At 69.7% G+C, this 14,555-nt stretch carries 14 protein-coding genes; 7 read left to right on the forward strand and 7 right to left on the reverse strand.

The window, feature by feature from the left end:
• Nucleotides 1–35: 35 nt before the first annotated feature.
• From Vlu01_RS25040 to Vlu01_RS25050, 3 genes are all read right to left on the reverse strand, one after another.
• The gene (locus Vlu01_RS25040) at nucleotides 36–1,820 is read right to left on the reverse strand and encodes a 3-hydroxyacyl-CoA dehydrogenase family protein (RefSeq protein ID WP_204003964.1); all 1,785 of its coding nucleotides are present in this window, start codon (nucleotides 1,818–1,820) and stop codon (nucleotides 36–38) included.
• 150 nt (nucleotides 1,821–1,970) lie between these two features.
• Nucleotides 1,971–3,035, reverse strand: a complete 1,065-nt coding sequence (locus Vlu01_RS25045) for an alpha/beta fold hydrolase (RefSeq protein WP_373307511.1) — start codon at nucleotides 3,033–3,035, stop codon at nucleotides 1,971–1,973.
• A 177-nt stretch (nucleotides 3,036–3,212) separates the two neighbouring features.
• Entirely contained in the window at nucleotides 3,213–3,677 is a 465-nt protein-coding gene (locus tag Vlu01_RS25050; RefSeq protein WP_204003968.1) for an FHA domain-containing protein, read from the reverse strand.
• A gap of 252 nt (nucleotides 3,678–3,929) precedes the next feature.
• On the opposite strand from Vlu01_RS25050, the gene Vlu01_RS25055 reads away from it, so the two are divergent.
• Nucleotides 3,930–5,426: an aldehyde dehydrogenase family protein gene (locus Vlu01_RS25055; protein ID WP_204003970.1), complete on the forward strand. Its 1,497-nt coding sequence runs from the start codon at nucleotides 3,930–3,932 to the stop codon at nucleotides 5,424–5,426.
• Nucleotides 5,427–5,438: 12 nt separating this feature from the next.
• Here Vlu01_RS25055 and nucS read toward each other — a convergent pair whose 3' ends face one another.
• A complete protein-coding gene (gene nucS / locus Vlu01_RS25060; RefSeq protein WP_204003972.1) occupies nucleotides 5,439–6,098 on the reverse strand; it encodes an endonuclease NucS in 660 nt (219 codons plus the stop codon).
• Between the two features lie 71 nt (nucleotides 6,099–6,169).
• Here nucS and Vlu01_RS25065 point away from each other — a divergent pair, with 71 nt between their 5' ends.
• Both Vlu01_RS25065 and Vlu01_RS25070 read left to right on the forward strand, forming a co-directional pair.
• Nucleotides 6,170–6,790: a DUF4126 domain-containing protein gene (locus Vlu01_RS25065; RefSeq protein WP_204004026.1), complete on the forward strand. Its 621-nt coding sequence runs from the start codon at nucleotides 6,170–6,172 to the stop codon at nucleotides 6,788–6,790.
• A gap of 85 nt (nucleotides 6,791–6,875) precedes the next feature.
• Complete coding sequence (locus tag Vlu01_RS25070) at nucleotides 6,876–7,175, forward strand: DUF1540 domain-containing protein (protein ID WP_204003975.1); 300 nt, start codon at nucleotides 6,876–6,878, stop codon at nucleotides 7,173–7,175.
• Between the two features lie 76 nt (nucleotides 7,176–7,251).
• Here Vlu01_RS25070 and Vlu01_RS25075 read toward each other — a convergent pair whose 3' ends face one another.
• The gene (locus Vlu01_RS25075; RefSeq protein ID WP_204003978.1) at nucleotides 7,252–9,261 is read right to left on the reverse strand and encodes an ethylmalonyl-CoA mutase; all 2,010 of its coding nucleotides are present in this window, start codon (nucleotides 9,259–9,261) and stop codon (nucleotides 7,252–7,254) included.
• Between the two features lie 151 nt (nucleotides 9,262–9,412).
• On the opposite strand from Vlu01_RS25075, the gene Vlu01_RS25080 reads away from it, so the two are divergent.
• Both Vlu01_RS25080 and Vlu01_RS25085 read left to right on the forward strand, forming a co-directional pair.
• Nucleotides 9,413–10,261, forward strand: coding sequence for an ABC transporter ATP-binding protein (locus tag Vlu01_RS25080; protein WP_204003980.1), 849 nt, complete (start codon nucleotides 9,413–9,415; stop codon nucleotides 10,259–10,261).
• Complete coding sequence (locus Vlu01_RS25085; protein ID WP_204003982.1) at nucleotides 10,258–11,106, forward strand: ABC transporter permease; 849 nt, start codon at nucleotides 10,258–10,260, stop codon at nucleotides 11,104–11,106. Before Vlu01_RS25080 ends, Vlu01_RS25085 begins: the two co-directional genes overlap by 4 nt.
• Nucleotides 11,107–11,146: 40 nt before the next feature.
• Here Vlu01_RS25085 and Vlu01_RS25090 read toward each other — a convergent pair whose 3' ends face one another.
• Together Vlu01_RS25090 and murA are read right to left on the reverse strand one after the other, a co-directional pair.
• Nucleotides 11,147–11,995, reverse strand: coding sequence for a 3-hydroxyacyl-CoA dehydrogenase family protein (locus Vlu01_RS25090; protein WP_204003984.1), 849 nt, complete (start codon nucleotides 11,993–11,995; stop codon nucleotides 11,147–11,149).
• A gap of 74 nt (nucleotides 11,996–12,069) precedes the next feature.
• The gene (murA, locus tag Vlu01_RS25095; protein WP_204003986.1) at nucleotides 12,070–13,512 is read right to left on the reverse strand and encodes a UDP-N-acetylglucosamine 1-carboxyvinyltransferase; all 1,443 of its coding nucleotides are present in this window, start codon (nucleotides 13,510–13,512) and stop codon (nucleotides 12,070–12,072) included.
• Here murA and Vlu01_RS25100 point away from each other — a divergent pair.
• Together Vlu01_RS25100 and Vlu01_RS25105 are read left to right on the forward strand one after the other, a co-directional pair.
• Nucleotides 13,511–14,083, forward strand: coding sequence for a cob(I)yrinic acid a,c-diamide adenosyltransferase (locus tag Vlu01_RS25100; RefSeq protein WP_204003988.1), 573 nt, complete (start codon nucleotides 13,511–13,513; stop codon nucleotides 14,081–14,083). The genes murA and Vlu01_RS25100 overlap by 2 nt on opposite strands.
• A complete protein-coding gene (locus Vlu01_RS25105) occupies nucleotides 14,059–14,475 on the forward strand; it encodes a VOC family protein (RefSeq protein ID WP_204003991.1) in 417 nt (138 codons plus the stop codon). The genes Vlu01_RS25100 and Vlu01_RS25105 overlap by 25 nt, the downstream gene beginning before the upstream one ends.
• Nucleotides 14,476–14,555 lie beyond the last annotated feature (80 nt).

The raw sequence follows: 14,555 nt of genomic DNA on the forward strand, positions 1-14,555 counted from the left end.
GTCGTCAAGCGTACGGGCGGCGGGCCGCAGGCCGCTCAGCGGCGGGTGTGGTCGCGGAAGCCGCGGCCAATCTTGCCGCCCAGGTAACCGGCGGTGACCAGGTGCTCCAGCAACGGCGCCGGAGCGAGACCGGGCTCGCGCAGCTCCAGGTACAGCTCCCGTTGGATGGCCAGCGCCACGTCCAGGCCCACCGTGTCGAGCAGCTCGAACGGGCCCAGCGGGTAACCGCAGCCCAGCTTCATCGCGTGGTCGATGTCGTCGACGGTGGAGTAGCTGGCCTCCAGCATCCGCACCGCATCGTTGAGATACGGGAACAGCAGCGCATTGACGATGAAACCGGCACGGTCACCGCAGACCACACCGGTCTTGCCCAACGTTGTACTGACGGCCTGAGCGGTGGCGACGGTCTCGGCGGAGGTGCGGATCGTCCGGACGATCTCCACCAGCGGCACCGCCGGGGCAGGGTTGAAGAAGTGCAGGCCCACCACGTCGGCCGGGCGCTGGGTGGCCATCGCCATCTCGATCACCGGCAGCGAGGAGGTGGTGGTCGCCAGCACCACACCCGGCTTGCAGATCTCGTCCAGGCTGGCGAAGAGAGCCTTCTTGACGCTGAGCTCCTCGACCACCGCCTCGACCACCAGATCGACGTCGGCCAGCTGCTCCAGCGTCGCCGACCAGGAGATCCGGCCGAGCGCGGCGTCCCGGTCCGTCTCGCTGAGCCTGCCCCGATCGACCCCCTTGTTGAGCGAGGTCTGCACCGCCTCGAAGACCTCGCCCGGCTGTTCCGCCCCCTGGGTCACCGAGACGACCTCGTAGCCGGCCGTGGCGAAGACCTCGATGATCCCGGTGGCCATCGTCCCGGAACCCACGATGCCCACCTTCGTCGCAGCCGCGTCGGTCGGTGCCGGTTGCGTCGTGGTCGGCGTCTGCTCGTCCGGTACGACCTTCGCCGAGCCGGGCCGCTCGTAGGTGTAGAAACCACGGCCGGACTTCCGTCCGAGCAGCCCGGCGGTCACCATCTGCTTGAGCAACGGCACCGGGGCGTGTCGACGGTCCCGGCCACCACGCCGGTACATGGTGTCCAGGATCTCGTACGAGGTGTCCAGGCCGATCAGGTCCATCAGCGCGAGCGGACCCATCGGCAGTCCGCAGCCGAGCTTCATCGCAGCGTCGATGTCCTCGCGGGTGGCATACCGGGACTCGAACAGGTCGACGGCGTGGTTCAGGTAGCCGAAGAGCAACGCGTTGGCGATGAACCCGGCCCGGTCGCTGATGGTGACGTCGATTTTGCCGAGTCGCTCACAGAGCGCCTCCACGTCGGCCACCACGTCAGCGGAGGTGACCACCGTGCGTACCACCTCGACCAGCTTCATCACCGGTGCCGGATTGAAGAAGTGGATGCCGACGACCTGGTTGGGGCGGGCGGTCGCCACGGAGATCTCGGTGACGCTCAGCGACGAGGTGTTGGTGGCGAGGATGGCTTCGGGCTTGCAGACACGATCGAGCTCGGCGAAGATCCGCTGCTTGAGGTCGAGGTACTCGGGTACCGCCTCGATCACCAGGTCCACCGAGTGCAGCGCGTCCAGTCCGACGGCGAAGCTGACCCGGGCCAGCAGGGCGTCCCGGTCGGCCTCGGCGAGCTTGCCCCGGGCCACGGCCCGGTCCGTCGAGCCGGTCAGGATCGCCCGCCCACGGTCGAGTGCCGCGTCGGAGATCTCCACAGCCACCACGTCGATGCCGTTACGGGCGAAGACCTCCACGATGCCGGCACCCATGGTGCCCAGACCCACCACACCCACGCTGGTGAACTCGCGCGCCACGACCCGCCCTCCCCTGTCCGCAACGACACGGCCGGACGTGAACGGCCGCTAAGGTTATGGGCGCGAGTCTGCCACGTGGCGGATCGCTATCGAGACGCGGTGGCACATGTCACCGATGCCCGATTCCCGACGAGTCGCGGGCTGTCGGCGTCAGACCGGATCGACTCCGGCGAGGGCGCACAGCTCCGCGACGAACTCCGTCGGGCGTTCCAGGTGCGGGCTGTGCCCGCAGCCGGGCAGCGCCACCTCCCGGTAGGTGCCGCCAGCATCGGCGTACCGGTCGAGCACCGCTCGGGTCTGCCCGATCATCGGCTGCGGCGGACATTCCTGCGCCCCTGGCCAGCCGGGCACCACACCCAGCGCCCCGAGTTGTGCCAGGTCGAACAGCGAGGTGTCCGAGACGATCACATCGGCGTCACCGCGGATCCAGGTGACCGGCGGTTTGGGCGTCACGGCCACCAGCTCCTCGGCGACCCGGAAGCGCGCAAGCGCGTTGAGCACCCCACGACCGCCCGGCGCGCTACCCGGCCAGTTCGGCGAGGCCACCGCGTCGCCCGGGTAGTTGTCCATGCCGGTCGCGGTGGAGAGCACACTGTCGAGCAGCAGTTCCTCGTCGTCGCCGAGAGAGCAGGGATCTGCCACGTACGCGGCCCGCAGCACACTGCGCGGGCTGGTCCGCGCCTCGGCGCTGCGGTCGCCGGCGACCAGCCGCGCGACGAAGTCGCCGCTCGCCGTGCCGGCACCGGAGCCGGCCAGGTCGGGCGTGGTCGGGGTGCCGACCAGGTCGCGGGTGGCTCCGAAGCCGTACGGGGACACGGGTGCCGCGAGCAGCAGCCCGGCGACACGGTCGGGGTGGTCCACCAGCAGGCGCATCGCCACTCCTCCACCGAGCGAGTGGCCGACCACCACGGGCCGGGCCCCCTCGGCGAAGAGTCCCGGCTCGTCGAGCAACGCGGCCACGTCGTCGGCGAAGTCGGTCAGGCCACGGCTGGCGTCGACCGGGGCGGTCTGCGTGGCACCGTAGCCACGCAGATCTGGCGCGACCACCCGCATGGTTTCCGGCAGGCGGCGCACCAACGGCTCCCAGAAGGCGGCCGAGGAACAGTTGCCGTGCACGAGGAGCACCGGCACACCGTCCGCGGGTCCGGCTACCCGGACGGACTGGGTGATCCCGTTCGCGGTGACCATCTGCCGCTGAGTCTCCATCCGCGGCATCCTGTCACGGTAGACACCGTCGGTCGATGTGGCCGGCAACCACACGTCCGGACAATTCTGGGTGGCCGACGGCCAGACGACCCGACCGGACAAGACGGCCGGCAGTCAGGCGACCCGACCGGACGAGACGGCCGGCAGTCAGGCGACCGGACCGGATGGGGTGGCCGCCTCCAGTCGTCAGCGGCGGACGCCGACCGCGGCTGCGGAGTCCGGTGCGCCGGCCGGCCCGGGGACCACGGGAGTGGCGACCGTGGCGGGCAGCGGTCGGGACGGACGCCGCTCCTGACGGGGAAGCTCGAAACTCAGGCCCACCGGGTCTGTCCGGGCCACGCTCGGGTCGAAGAACCTCAACTCGGTGCCGCCGATCCGGATCACGTCGCCGTCGCTGAGGCGGATCACTTCGGTGACCCGGAGGCCGTTGACCCAGGTGCCGTTCGTGGATCCGAGATCCACCAGGGAGGATCCCTCACCGGTCCGCCAGATCTCGACGTGTCGACGGCTCAGGTGCGGGTCGTGCACGACGATGTCGACCGCTGGATCGCGACCGATCACCTGCGGCCGACGCGGCAGCCGGAAGCGCTGTCCCCGCATCGGCCCGGCAGCCACCGTCAACAGCGGCATCAGTTGCGGATGTTCCTCCATGGACAGTCAGCTCCTCCACCCGTGCGACGATCCCGGGTCAGCGTGTCACCACCAGGTGTTCACCTCCACCGTCCAGCCGGACGCCTATCGGTAACCGTCCGGGTGCTTTGTGTTCACATCTTCCATGGCGATCAGTGCCGGAGTTACCGAGCCGAACAAGAGGTTCGTCCGGTTCAACCACCCAGAAGGTCGGAGGATTCGCCCGTTTCCCCTCCCCTACCGATGAGTAATTCTCAGGTCTAAACTTCCGCCATGACGGCTGTGCGACCCCCCGGCACCCCGACGATCCAGGGCGACCACCTGGTTTCCAGCAGCCCGGCCTCGGGCGACGAAGCGGGCCGCGTTCCGGTCGCCACCGCGGTGGACGTCGAACGCGCCGTTGAGCGGGCCCGCGCCGCCGGTCAGTGGTGGGCGGGGCTTGGCTTCGCCGAGCGACGCGAGCGGCTGCTGCGCTGGCGACGGCTGCTCGCGCAGCGGATGGAGCAGTTGGCTGGCCTGATGAACGCCGAGGGCGGCAAACCGGTCGCCGACGCGCTCGTGGAGATCGTGACCGCGGTGGAGCATGTCGACTGGGCGGCCCGAAACGCCCGGCGGGTGCTGGGCCCCCGTCGGGTCCGCTCCCGCCTCGTCCTGGCCGAGTTCTCGGCCCACCTGGAATACCAGCCGCACGGCGTGATCGGCGTAATCGGACCGTGGAACTATCCCGTCTTCACCCCCATCGGTTCCATCGCCTACGCACTGGCGGCGGGCAACGCGGTGGTCTTCAAGCCGAGTGAGTACACCCCCGTCGTCGGTCAGTGGCTCGTCGACAGCTTCGCCGAGGTGGTGCCCGAGCACCCGGTGCTCACCGTGGTGCACGGTCTCGGCGATGTCGGCGCGGCCCTGTGCCGGTCCGGGGTCGACAAGCTCGCCTTCACCGGTTCGACGGCCACCGCGAAGAAGGTGATGGCGGCCTGTGCCGAGTCGCTGACCCCGGTGCTGCTGGAGGCCGGCGGCAAGGACGCCATGATCGTGGACGCCGACGCCGACCTGGACGCCGCCGCCGAGGCCTGCGTCTGGGGAGCGATGACCAACGCCGGGCAGACCTGCATCGGCATCGAACGCGTCTACGCGGTGGAGCCGGTCTTCGACGCGTTCGTCGACAAGGTCGTCGAGCGCGCCGGACGTCTCACCGTCGGCCCGGGGGACGCCGACATCGGCCCGATCACCATGCCGAGTCAACTCGACGTCATCCGGCGACACATCGAGGACGCGGTGGCTCGTGGTGGTCGTGCCGTCCTCGGGGGGCCGGACGCGGTACAACCGCCGTACGCACATCCGACCGTGCTGGTCGAGGTGCCGGAGGACGCCGCCGCCGTACGCGAGGAGACCTTCGGGCCCACCCTGACGGTCAACCGCGTCCGTACCGTCGACGAGGCAGTCACCCGGGCCAACGCCCTGCCGTACGGGCTGGGTGGTTCGGTCTTCGGTCAGCGGCGTGCGGTGGCGATCGCCCGGCGGCTGCGCTCCGGCATGGCCTCGGTCAACTCGACCCTCACCTTCGCCGGCATGTCCACCCTGCCGTTCGGCGGCGTCGGCGAGTCCGGCTTCGGTCGGATCCACGGCGAGGACGGGCTGCGCGAGTTCGCCCGGGCCAAGTCCGTCACCCGCCGCCGGGGCCGTTCCCTGCTGCCCTCGACCACGTTCGAGCGCACCCCGGCCGACGTCGCCCGGCTGGTCAAGGCGATCAAGCTGCTCTACGGCCGGTGATCCGGGCGTGATTCAGAAGAGGGTCAGCTCGTCGCGCTCGATGCCGCGCAGCCGGTTGTAGTCGACCACCACGCAGCGGATCCCCCGGTCGGTGGCGAGCACCCGCGCCTGCGGCTTGATCTCCTGCGCGGCGAAGACCCCGGCGACCGGTGCGAGCAACGGATCCCGGTTGAGCAGTTCCAGGTAGCGGGTGAGCTGCTCCACTCCGTCGATCTCACCACGACGCTTCACCTCGACCGCGACCGTGCCCTGATCGGCGTCCCGGCAGAGCAGGTCGACCGGCCCGATGGCGGTCATGTACTCGCGGCGGATGAGGGTGAACCCGTCGCCCAGCGTCTCAGGGTTGGCCGCCAGCAGTTCCTGGAGGTGGGCCTCCACACCGTCCTTGCGCAGCCCGGGATCGACACCCAGCTCGTACGAGGTGTCCTGGAAGATCTCTTCCAGCGTGATGCGCAGCTCCTCGCCGGCCTTGTTGACCACCCGCCAGACGCCAGGGGCCTCCTCCAGCCGGCACGGCGGGCTCATCCAGTTCAACGGCTTGTAGGCTCGGTCGTCGGCGTGGATGGACACCGATCCGTCCGCCTTCACCATCAACAGCCGGGTAGCCGGCGGTAGGTGGGCCGAGAGCCGTCCGACATAGTCCACCGAGCATTTCGCAATCACCAACCGCACCCGAGCAGGGTAGCCGAGTCACCGGTCGTCGCCACCCAGCGGCGCTGGCGCGCCGGTGCGATGCTGTGATGGTGCTCGAAGTACTCACCGGTACCGGCCTCGCCGCCTCGGCGGGGCTGAACGCCTACGTTCCGTTGCTGGTGATGGGTCTGATGGCCCGGTTCACCAGTGTCATCGACCTGCCTGGCGGGTGGCAGTGGCTCGGCAACGAGTGGGTGCTGGGCATCCTCGCGGTGCTGCTGGTCGTCGAGGTGGTGGCGGACAAGGTTCCCGTGGTGGACCACATCAACGACGTGGTCCAGACGGTCGTCCGGCCGACGGCCGGCGGGTTGGCGTTCGGGGCCGGTTCCGCGTCCGAAACCGTGACCGTGAGTGACCCGGACAGCTTCTTCGCCGGTGGCGGCCAATGGTTGCCGGTGCTGGTCGGGGTGCTGATCGCGCTCGGCGTACATCTGCTGAAATCGGCGGCCCGACCGGTGATCAACGCGGCCACGGCCGGTTTTGGCGCGCCGGTGGCGAGCACCGCCGAGGACGCCACCAGCGTGGTCATGTCGTTCGTCGCGATCATCCTGCCGGTGTTGGTGCTCGCCTTCCTGGTCGGCATGGTGCTCTTCCTGCCGTGGTTGCTGCGCCGCCGGGCGGACCGACGTCGGGAGCGGAAGGCGGCACGCGAGGCCGGCTTCCGCGTCTGACCGCGCACCACCGACTCAGCCGAATCGCCACCCCAACCAGCCCTAAAGCCTAAAATTGGGGCAATCGACCGGAGGGGGTTGGGTCATGACCGCAGCAATGGAGATGCCGCGGGTCCAGGAGTGTGTGGTCGCCGCCTGTGCGTACAACCACACCGGCGACTGCCACGCCTTCGCTATCACGATCGGCAGCCTGGACCACGCCCACTGCCACACCTTCATCGAGATGCCCGCCGTCCGGGCCGGCCTCGACGGGCAGATCGCTCAGGTCGGGGCGTGCCAGCGCGCCGACTGCCGGCACAACGAGCAGTTGGAATGCCAGGCACCCTCGATCCGGGTCGGCCCCGACGCCGACATGGCCGACTGCATGACCTACAGCCACCGCTGACCTGTCAGGCTCGGTAAGCAGCTCGTGTTAGCAGGGGGCCCTTGCTATACACGAGGCGTTAACAGGGTGCCCTTCCTTACCTGCACAGGTCGTTCGCCTGGCGGATGACGGTGACCAGCTCATCGATGATGGTGGTCAGGGCGAAGTCTTTCGGCGTGAACACGCGCGCCACCCCGGCCGCGCGCAACCGCTCGGCGTCGCCGGTGGGGATGATGCCGCCGACCACCACGGGCAACTCCGGGCGGCCGGCGGCCCGCAGGCCGTCGAGCACCGCGGGCACCGCCGCCAGGTGCGAGCCGGAGAGCACGGAGAGCCCGACCAGGTCCACGTCCTCCTCCACCGCGGCGGCCACGATCTGCCCTGCCGTGAGCCGGATGCCCTGGTAGACCACCTCGAAGCCGGCGTCCCGGGCACGTACCGCGATCTGCTCGGCGCCGTTGGAGTGCCCGTCCAAGCCGGGCTTGCCGACCAGCAGTCGCAGTCGTCCACTGCCCAGATCCCGGGCGGTGGCGGCGACCCGGGCACGGACCGTGGCCAGACCCTCGTCGGCGCCACTGGCTGCGCCACCCGCCAGACCGGTCGGGGCCCGGTACTCGCCGAAGACCTGACGCAGGACCGCTGCCCACTCGCCGGTCGTCACCCCCGCGCGCACGCACGCCAGGGTCGCGTCCATCAGGTTCGTGTCGGTCGCGGCGTCCGCGCGCAGCCGGGTCAGTGCCGCGTCCACGGCCGCCGCGTCGCGGTCGGCCCGCCAGGCGCGTACGGCTGCTGAGGCGGCGGTCTCCACGGCGGGGTCGACCTGCACGACCGCCTCGGCACCGGCGGCGGTCAGCGGTGACGGTTCGGTCTCGGTGAACCGGTTGACGCCGACCACGACGTCGCTGCCGGCCTCGATGCGTCGCCGCCGATCCGCCAGGGAGGCCACCAGGGCGCTCTTGAGGTAGCCGGTCTCCACCGCGGCGACCACGCCACCCATCTCCAGCACCGTCGCCAACTCGGACCGGGCACCGGTGACGATCTCGTCGACCAGGGCGGTCATCACGTGCGAGCCGTCGAACAGGTCCGGGTACTCCAGCAGGTCCGACTCGTACGCGAGCACCTGCTGCATGCGCAGCGACCACTGCTGGTCCCACGGGCGGGGCAGGCCGAGCGCCTCGTTCCAGGCCGGTAGTTGCACCGCCCGCGCCCGCGCCTGCCGGGAGAGGGTGACCCCCAGCATCTCCAGCACGATGCGCTGCACGTTGTTCTCCGGTTGGGCCTCGGTCAGACCGAGGGAGTTGACCTGCACGCCGTAGCGGAAGCGGCGCTGCTTCGGGTCCTCGACGCCGTACCGGTCGCGGGTGATCTCGTCCCACAACGCGCCGAACGCCCGCATCTTGGCGATCTCCTCGACGAAGCGCACTCCGGCGTTGACGAAGAACGAGATCCGCTGCACCACGTCGCCCATCCGCTGCGCCGGCACCTGACCGCCGTCGCGTACCGCGTCGAGCACCGCCACCGCCGTGGCCAGCGCGAACGCGACCTCCTGCACCGGGGTGGCCCCGGCTTCCTGCAGGTGGTACGAGCAGATGTTGACCGGGTTCCAGCGCGGCATCTCGCGCAGCGCGTACGCGATCACGTCGGCGGTCAGCCGCAGCGAGGCGGCTGGCGGGAAGATGTGCGTCCCCCGGGAGAGGTACTCCTTGATGATGTCGTTCTGAGTGGTGCCGGCGCAGCGGGCGAGTTCGGCGCCCTGTTCGGTGGCGACCGTGCCGTAGAGGCCGAGCAGCCACATCGCCGGCGCGTTGATGGTCATCGAGGTGTTCATGTCGGCCAGCGGGATGCCGTCGAAGAGCGCTCGCATGTCGCCCAGGTGCGACACCGGGACGCCGACCCGACCGACCTCGCCGGTGGCGAGTTCGTGGTCGGGGTCGTATCCGGTCTGGGTGGGCAGGTCGAAAGCGACCGACAGGCCCGTCTGTCCCTTGACCAGGTTGCGGCGGAAGAGCGCGTTGGTCGCGGCGGCGGAGGAATGCCCCGCGTACGTGCGCATCACCCAGGGGCGGTCACGTTCCGGCAGCCGGCCCGGGAGTGACTTCTCATCCATTGCCGGAGTGTAAGTTACCGTCCAGTACGTCGGGTTGTGCAAAACCACACAGCGCGATGGGTCGGACGCCCTGGTACAACCCGCCCTCTGTGGTGGGTACCACCACCCCCGGTGCGGAGGCCGGGTGATGACGCGCCGCACACTTGACGGCATGAGTGACGACGTCGCGATCCGCGTCCGCGGCCTGCGCAAGACGTACGGTGACAGTCCCGCGGTCGCCGGCCTGGACCTGGACGTCCACCGGGGTGAGGTGTTCGCCCTGCTCGGACCGAACGGCGCGGGCAAGACGACCACCGTGGAGATCCTGGAGGGCTACCGCCAACGCGACGCCGGCGAGGTGCGCGTCCTGGACGTCGACCCGGCCCACCCGACGCGCGACTGGCGGGAACGGGTCGGGATCGTGTTCCAGGGCACCGGGGAGTTCGACGAACTCTGCGTCGCCGAGGTGGTGCACCACTTCGCCGGCTTCTACGCCGACGCCGACGACCCCGACAAGGTGATCGAGCGGGTCGGGTTGAGCGCCAAGGCACGCGCCCGTACGCACACCCTCTCCGGGGGCCAGAAGCGTCGCCTCGACGTGGCGCTCGGCATCGTCGGCCGCCCGGAACTGCTCTTCCTCGACGAGCCGACCACCGGCTTCGACCCGGAAGCCCGGCGGGAGTTCTGGGAGCTGATCCGCGATCTCGCCGCGGCCGGCACCACCATCGTGCTGACCACCCACTACCTGGACGAGGCCGAGGCACTCGCCGACCGGGTGGGTGTGATCGCGGGTGGCCGACTGGTCGAGGTGGCCGCACCGAACCGCCTCGGCAACCGGCAGGAGGCGCTGGCCACGGTCTCCTGGCGTACGCCGGACGGCACCCTGGACAGCGCGCAGAGCGCCACGCCGACGGCGCTGGTGGCGGAACTCGCCGCGCGTTTCGGCGGTGAGGTGCCCGGCCTGACCGTCACCCGGCCCACTCTTGAGGACATCTACCTGACGATGATCGGACACCGATGACCACCACGACGACACCGGCGGAGCCGGTCACCGCGGCAGCGCCTCCCCGCCGGAGCGGCCGGACCGGCCTCGCCCTGCGCCAGGGGCGGCTGGAGATTCGGCAGTTTCTGCGCAGCCGCGAGTCCGTCGTGTTCACGCTCGGCTTCCCCCTCATCATGGTGCTGATCTTCGCGTCGATCTTCGACGAGGAGATCGCGCCCGGGGTGAGCTACACGCAGTACTTCATCACGGGCATGATCGCCACCGGCCTGATGACCGTCAGCTTTCAGAACCTCGGCATCTGGATCCCGATCGAGCGGGACCGGGGGGTGCTGAAGCGCTACCGGGGCACGCCGATGCCGAAGTGGGTCTGGTTCGCCGGCAAAGTGATCATGGTGCTGGTGACCAGCGTGGTGATGACCGCGCTGCTGCTCGCGGTGTCGGTGACGCTGTTCGACCTGAACCTGCCGAGCACCACCACGGCCTGGCTGACCTTCGGTTGGGTCAGCGCGTTGGGCGTGACCGCCTGCACGCTCTGCGGCATCGCCATCTCGTCGCTGGCCCGGACCGCCCGCAGCGGCTCGGCGGTGGTCACCCCGGTCGCGCTGGTGCTCCAGTTCATCTCCGGGGTCTTCTTCGTCTTCACCAACCTGCCGTCCTGGATGCAGCAGGTGGCGGCGTTGTTCCCGCTCAAGTGGATGTGCCAGGGGCTGCGTGCGGTCTTCCTGCCGGAGAGCTTCGGCGCTGACGAACCCGGCGGGTCGTTCGAGCTGACCCGCGTCGCCGTGGTGCTGGCAATCTGGTGCGTGATCGGCCTGGTGCTCTGCCTGACCACCTTCCGGTGGACCACCCGCCGCGACGGCTGAGCCACGGGGAGGGCCCGGCCGGGCCCTCCACCGCAGCGGGTCAGTACGAGTAGAAGCCTTGGCCGGTTTTGCGGCCCAGGTCGCCGGCGGTGGCCATGCGCTGGAGCAACTCCGGTGGGAAGAACTTCTCGTCGGCGGTGTCGGTGTAGATGTTGCGGGTCGCGTTGAGCAGCACGTCGACACCGGTCAGGTCGACGGTGGCCAGCGGACCCATCGCGTGCCCGAAGCCGAGCTTGCAGGCGGTGTCCAGGTCCTCGGCCGAGATGACTCCCGCCTCGACCAGCTTGACCGCCTCCATGGCCAGGGCACAGATCAGCCGAGTGGTGACGAAACCGGCGATGTCGCGGTTCACCACCACGACGGTCTTGCCGATCTCCTCGGCGAAGGACTTCGCCCGCTCCAGGGTGGCGTCGCTGGTCTTGTAGCCACGAACCAACTCGCAGAGCTTCATCATCGGCACCGGCGAGAAGAAATGGGTGCCGACGACCGCCTCCGGACGTTCGGTGGCCGTCGCGATCTGCGTCACCGGGATCGCCGAGGTGTTCGTGGCCAGCACAGCGTCCGCCTTGCAGATCCTGTCGAGCGCGCGGAACACCTCGTGCTTGATCTCCAACTTCTCGAAGACCGCCTCGACCACGATGTCCGCGTCGGCCGCCGCCTCCAGGTCAGTGGTGGGGGTGATCCGCCCGAGCGTCGCCTCGACATCGTCGTCGGAGAGCTTGCCCTTCTCAGCGAACTTCGCCAACGACCGTCGAATGCCGTCCAGACCGCGCTTCGTCGCCGCGTCGTCCAGGTCCCGCAGCACCACCTGCCAGCCCGCCTGAGCCGCCATCTGGGCGATGCCCGAACCCATCAATCCGGCGCCGATGACCGCGAGTCGACCCGCCATACTGCTTCTCCCTCGCTGCGAATGAGTGTCTGTCTGCACCCTAGTCGGCGAGCCTGAACGATTGATAAGGCGACTCAGATGGTCAGTTCGGGTTCCTCCGGTGCGGTGGCCCGCTCCACCTCGATGCCGAGTGCCCGCAGGTCGGCCACGAAGTCGGGATAGCCCCGGTCGACGTGGTGCACGTGGGACACCTCGGTCACCCCGTCGGCGCAGAGCCCGGCGATGATCAGCCCGGCGCCGGCCCGGATGTCGGTGGCGCGTACCGGCGCGCCGGAGAGTCGCTCCCGGCCGCGTACCACCGCGTGATGCCCGTCGGTCTTGATGTCCGCGCCCAACCGCATCATCTCGTTGGCGAACATGAACCGGCCGTCGAAGATGTTCTCAGTGATCAGGGAGGCGCCCTCGCTGAGCGCGGCGAGGCCGATCGCCATCGGCAACAGATCCGTGGCGAAGCCCGGATAGGGCAGCGTCACCACGTCCACCGCCCGGGGCCGCTCGTCCATCCGTACCCGGAAGGAGTCCGCCCGGGTCTCCACCAGGCCGCCGGCCATGACCACCTTGTCGAGCGCGACCTCCAGCAACGCGGGGTCGAGGCCGGTCACGGTGACGTCGCCCCGCGTCATCGCGGCCCCGAACGCCCAGGTCCCCGCGACGATCCGGTCCCCCACCGTGGCGTGCCGGACCGGACTCAGCCGGGGTACGCCGACAATGGTGATGGTCGAGGTGCCCTCGCCGTCGATCAGCGCACCCATCCGCTGGAGCATCGTGCAGATGTCGACGATCTCGGGCTCGCGGGCCGCGTTGTCGATCACGGTGGTGCCCTCGGCCAGCACCGCCGCCATGATGAGATTCTCGGTCGCCCCGACGCTGGGAAAGTCCAGCACGATCTCCGCGCCCCGCAATCCGTCGGGAGCTGAAGCGATCACGAAGCCGTGCTCTCCGGCGATCTCGGCACCCATCCGGGTCAGCCCGGAGATGTGCATGTCCAGACCCCGTGAGCCGATCGCGTCACCGCCCGGATGGGCCACCCGCACATATCCGCGTCGGGCCAGCAACGGACCGAGCACGCAGATCGACGCTCGCAGCCGGCGGACCAGGTCGTAGTCGGCCTCGACGCCCGGTTGCTCCGGCACATCGATGGTGACCGAACGGGACCGGGCCACCCCGCCGACCGTGACCATCGGGTCCACCGGATCGTCGACGTCGAACCGTACGCCGCAACCGAGGCGACGCAACACCTCACCCATGATCGCGATGTCGGTGATCCGGGGAACGTTGGTGATCACACTGCGGCCCGGGGCGAGCAGCGCGGCGGCCATCAACTTCAACGCCGAGTTCTTTGCACCCACCACGTGCACCGTGCCGGCCAGCCGGGCGCGACCGCGTACCCGGATGACGTCGACGTCGGCGACGGCGGCGTCACCGGCGTCACCCGGGCCGACACCCGCGGGCCAACCCGTGCCGGCGTCCGGCCGTGCCGGGATCGTCAGGTCCGGTATCCGTAGGCTGTGCGTCATGGCCGTCCACCTCACGCGCATCTACACCAAGGCCGGCGACGCCGGCATGACCAGGTTGAGCAACAACGAGCAGGTGCCGAAGAACGATCCGCGGATCGCCGCGTACGCCGACGTCGACGAGTGCAACGCCGCGCTCGGCGTGGCACTCGCCCTGGGCCAGCTCGACGACGAGCTGCGCCGGGTGCTGGGGTTGATCCAGAACGACCTGTTCGACGTGGGCGCTGACCTCTCCACCCCGGTCGAACCGGACCCGAAGTATCCGCCGCTGCGGGTCACGGAGGAGTACGTCGAGCGCCTCGAGGGCTGGTGCGACGAATACAACGCGCGCCTGAGCAAGCTCGACTCCTTCATCCTCCCCGGCGGCACCGCGGGCGCGGCACTGCTGCACGTGGCACGGACGATCGCCCGGCGCGCCGAACGGTCGGCGTGGGCCCTCATCGCACACGACCCCGACCGGACCAGCAGCCTCCCGGCAAAGTATCTCAACCGCCTGTCGGATCTGCTCTTTATCCTCTCAAGAACGGCAAATCCGGACGGAGACGTGCTATGGGTGCCGGGCGGAGGCCGGTGACGCTTGGTGCGCTGCACCACGTGGAGGTCTGGATACCCGACCTGAGCGCCGCGATACGTAGCTGGGGCTGGCTGCTGAGCGAGTTGGGCTGGACATCGTTCCAGCAGTGGCCGGTCGGCCAATCGTGGCGGCTCGGCCCGACGTATCTCGTCCTGGAGGAATCACCCGCCCTCACCGGCCGCCGTCACGATCGGCTCGCCCCCGGGCTCAACCACCTGGCCTTCCACGCCGGTTCGACCACCGCCGTGGACCGGCTGGTCGAGCAGGCCCCGGCGTACGGCTGGGAGCTGCTCTTCGCCGACCGTCACCCGCATGCCGGCGGGCCCGACACGTACGCCGGGTATCTGACGGACGGTCAGGGGTACGAGGTGGAGTTGGTGGCGTCGGCCTGAGTCTTTGGTGGTTGCTGTTCGGGGCTGGGGGCGACCGTGCCCGGCTTCGGGCGGTCAGGCTTGATCCCTGCGCCGGGCAC

The sequence above is a fragment of the Micromonospora lutea genome, assembly GCF_016863535.1.
Taxonomy (GTDB): domain Bacteria; phylum Actinomycetota; class Actinomycetes; order Mycobacteriales; family Micromonosporaceae; genus Micromonospora; species Micromonospora lutea.

Excerpts from the sequence above, each read along its gene's own strand:
- Vlu01_RS25045 (WP_373307511.1), bottom strand. The coding sequence starts at position 3,035 with ATGCCGCGGATGGAGACTCAGCGGCAGATGGTCACCGCGAACGGGATC.
- Vlu01_RS25100 (WP_204003988.1), top strand. The coding sequence starts at position 13,511 with ATGGCCGTCCACCTCACGCGCATCTACACCAAGGCCGGCGACGCCGGC.
- Vlu01_RS25050 (WP_204003968.1), bottom strand. The coding sequence starts at position 3,677 with ATGGAGGAACATCCGCAACTGATGCCGCTGTTGACGGTGGCTGCCGGG.
- Vlu01_RS25055 (WP_204003970.1), top strand. The coding sequence starts at position 3,930 with ATGACGGCTGTGCGACCCCCCGGCACCCCGACGATCCAGGGCGACCAC.
- Vlu01_RS25080 (WP_204003980.1), top strand. The coding sequence starts at position 9,413 with ATGAGTGACGACGTCGCGATCCGCGTCCGCGGCCTGCGCAAGACGTAC.
- Vlu01_RS25075 (WP_204003978.1), bottom strand. The coding sequence starts at position 9,261 with ATGGATGAGAAGTCACTCCCGGGCCGGCTGCCGGAACGTGACCGCCCC.
- murA (WP_204003986.1), bottom strand. The coding sequence starts at position 13,512 with ATGACGCACAGCCTACGGATACCGGACCTGACGATCCCGGCACGGCCG.
- Vlu01_RS25085 (WP_204003982.1), top strand. The coding sequence starts at position 10,258 with ATGACCACCACGACGACACCGGCGGAGCCGGTCACCGCGGCAGCGCCT.
- Vlu01_RS25070 (WP_204003975.1), top strand. The coding sequence starts at position 6,876 with ATGACCGCAGCAATGGAGATGCCGCGGGTCCAGGAGTGTGTGGTCGCC.
- Vlu01_RS25105 (WP_204003991.1), top strand. The coding sequence starts at position 14,059 with ATGGGTGCCGGGCGGAGGCCGGTGACGCTTGGTGCGCTGCACCACGTG.
- Vlu01_RS25090 (WP_204003984.1), bottom strand. The coding sequence starts at position 11,995 with ATGGCGGGTCGACTCGCGGTCATCGGCGCCGGATTGATGGGTTCGGGC.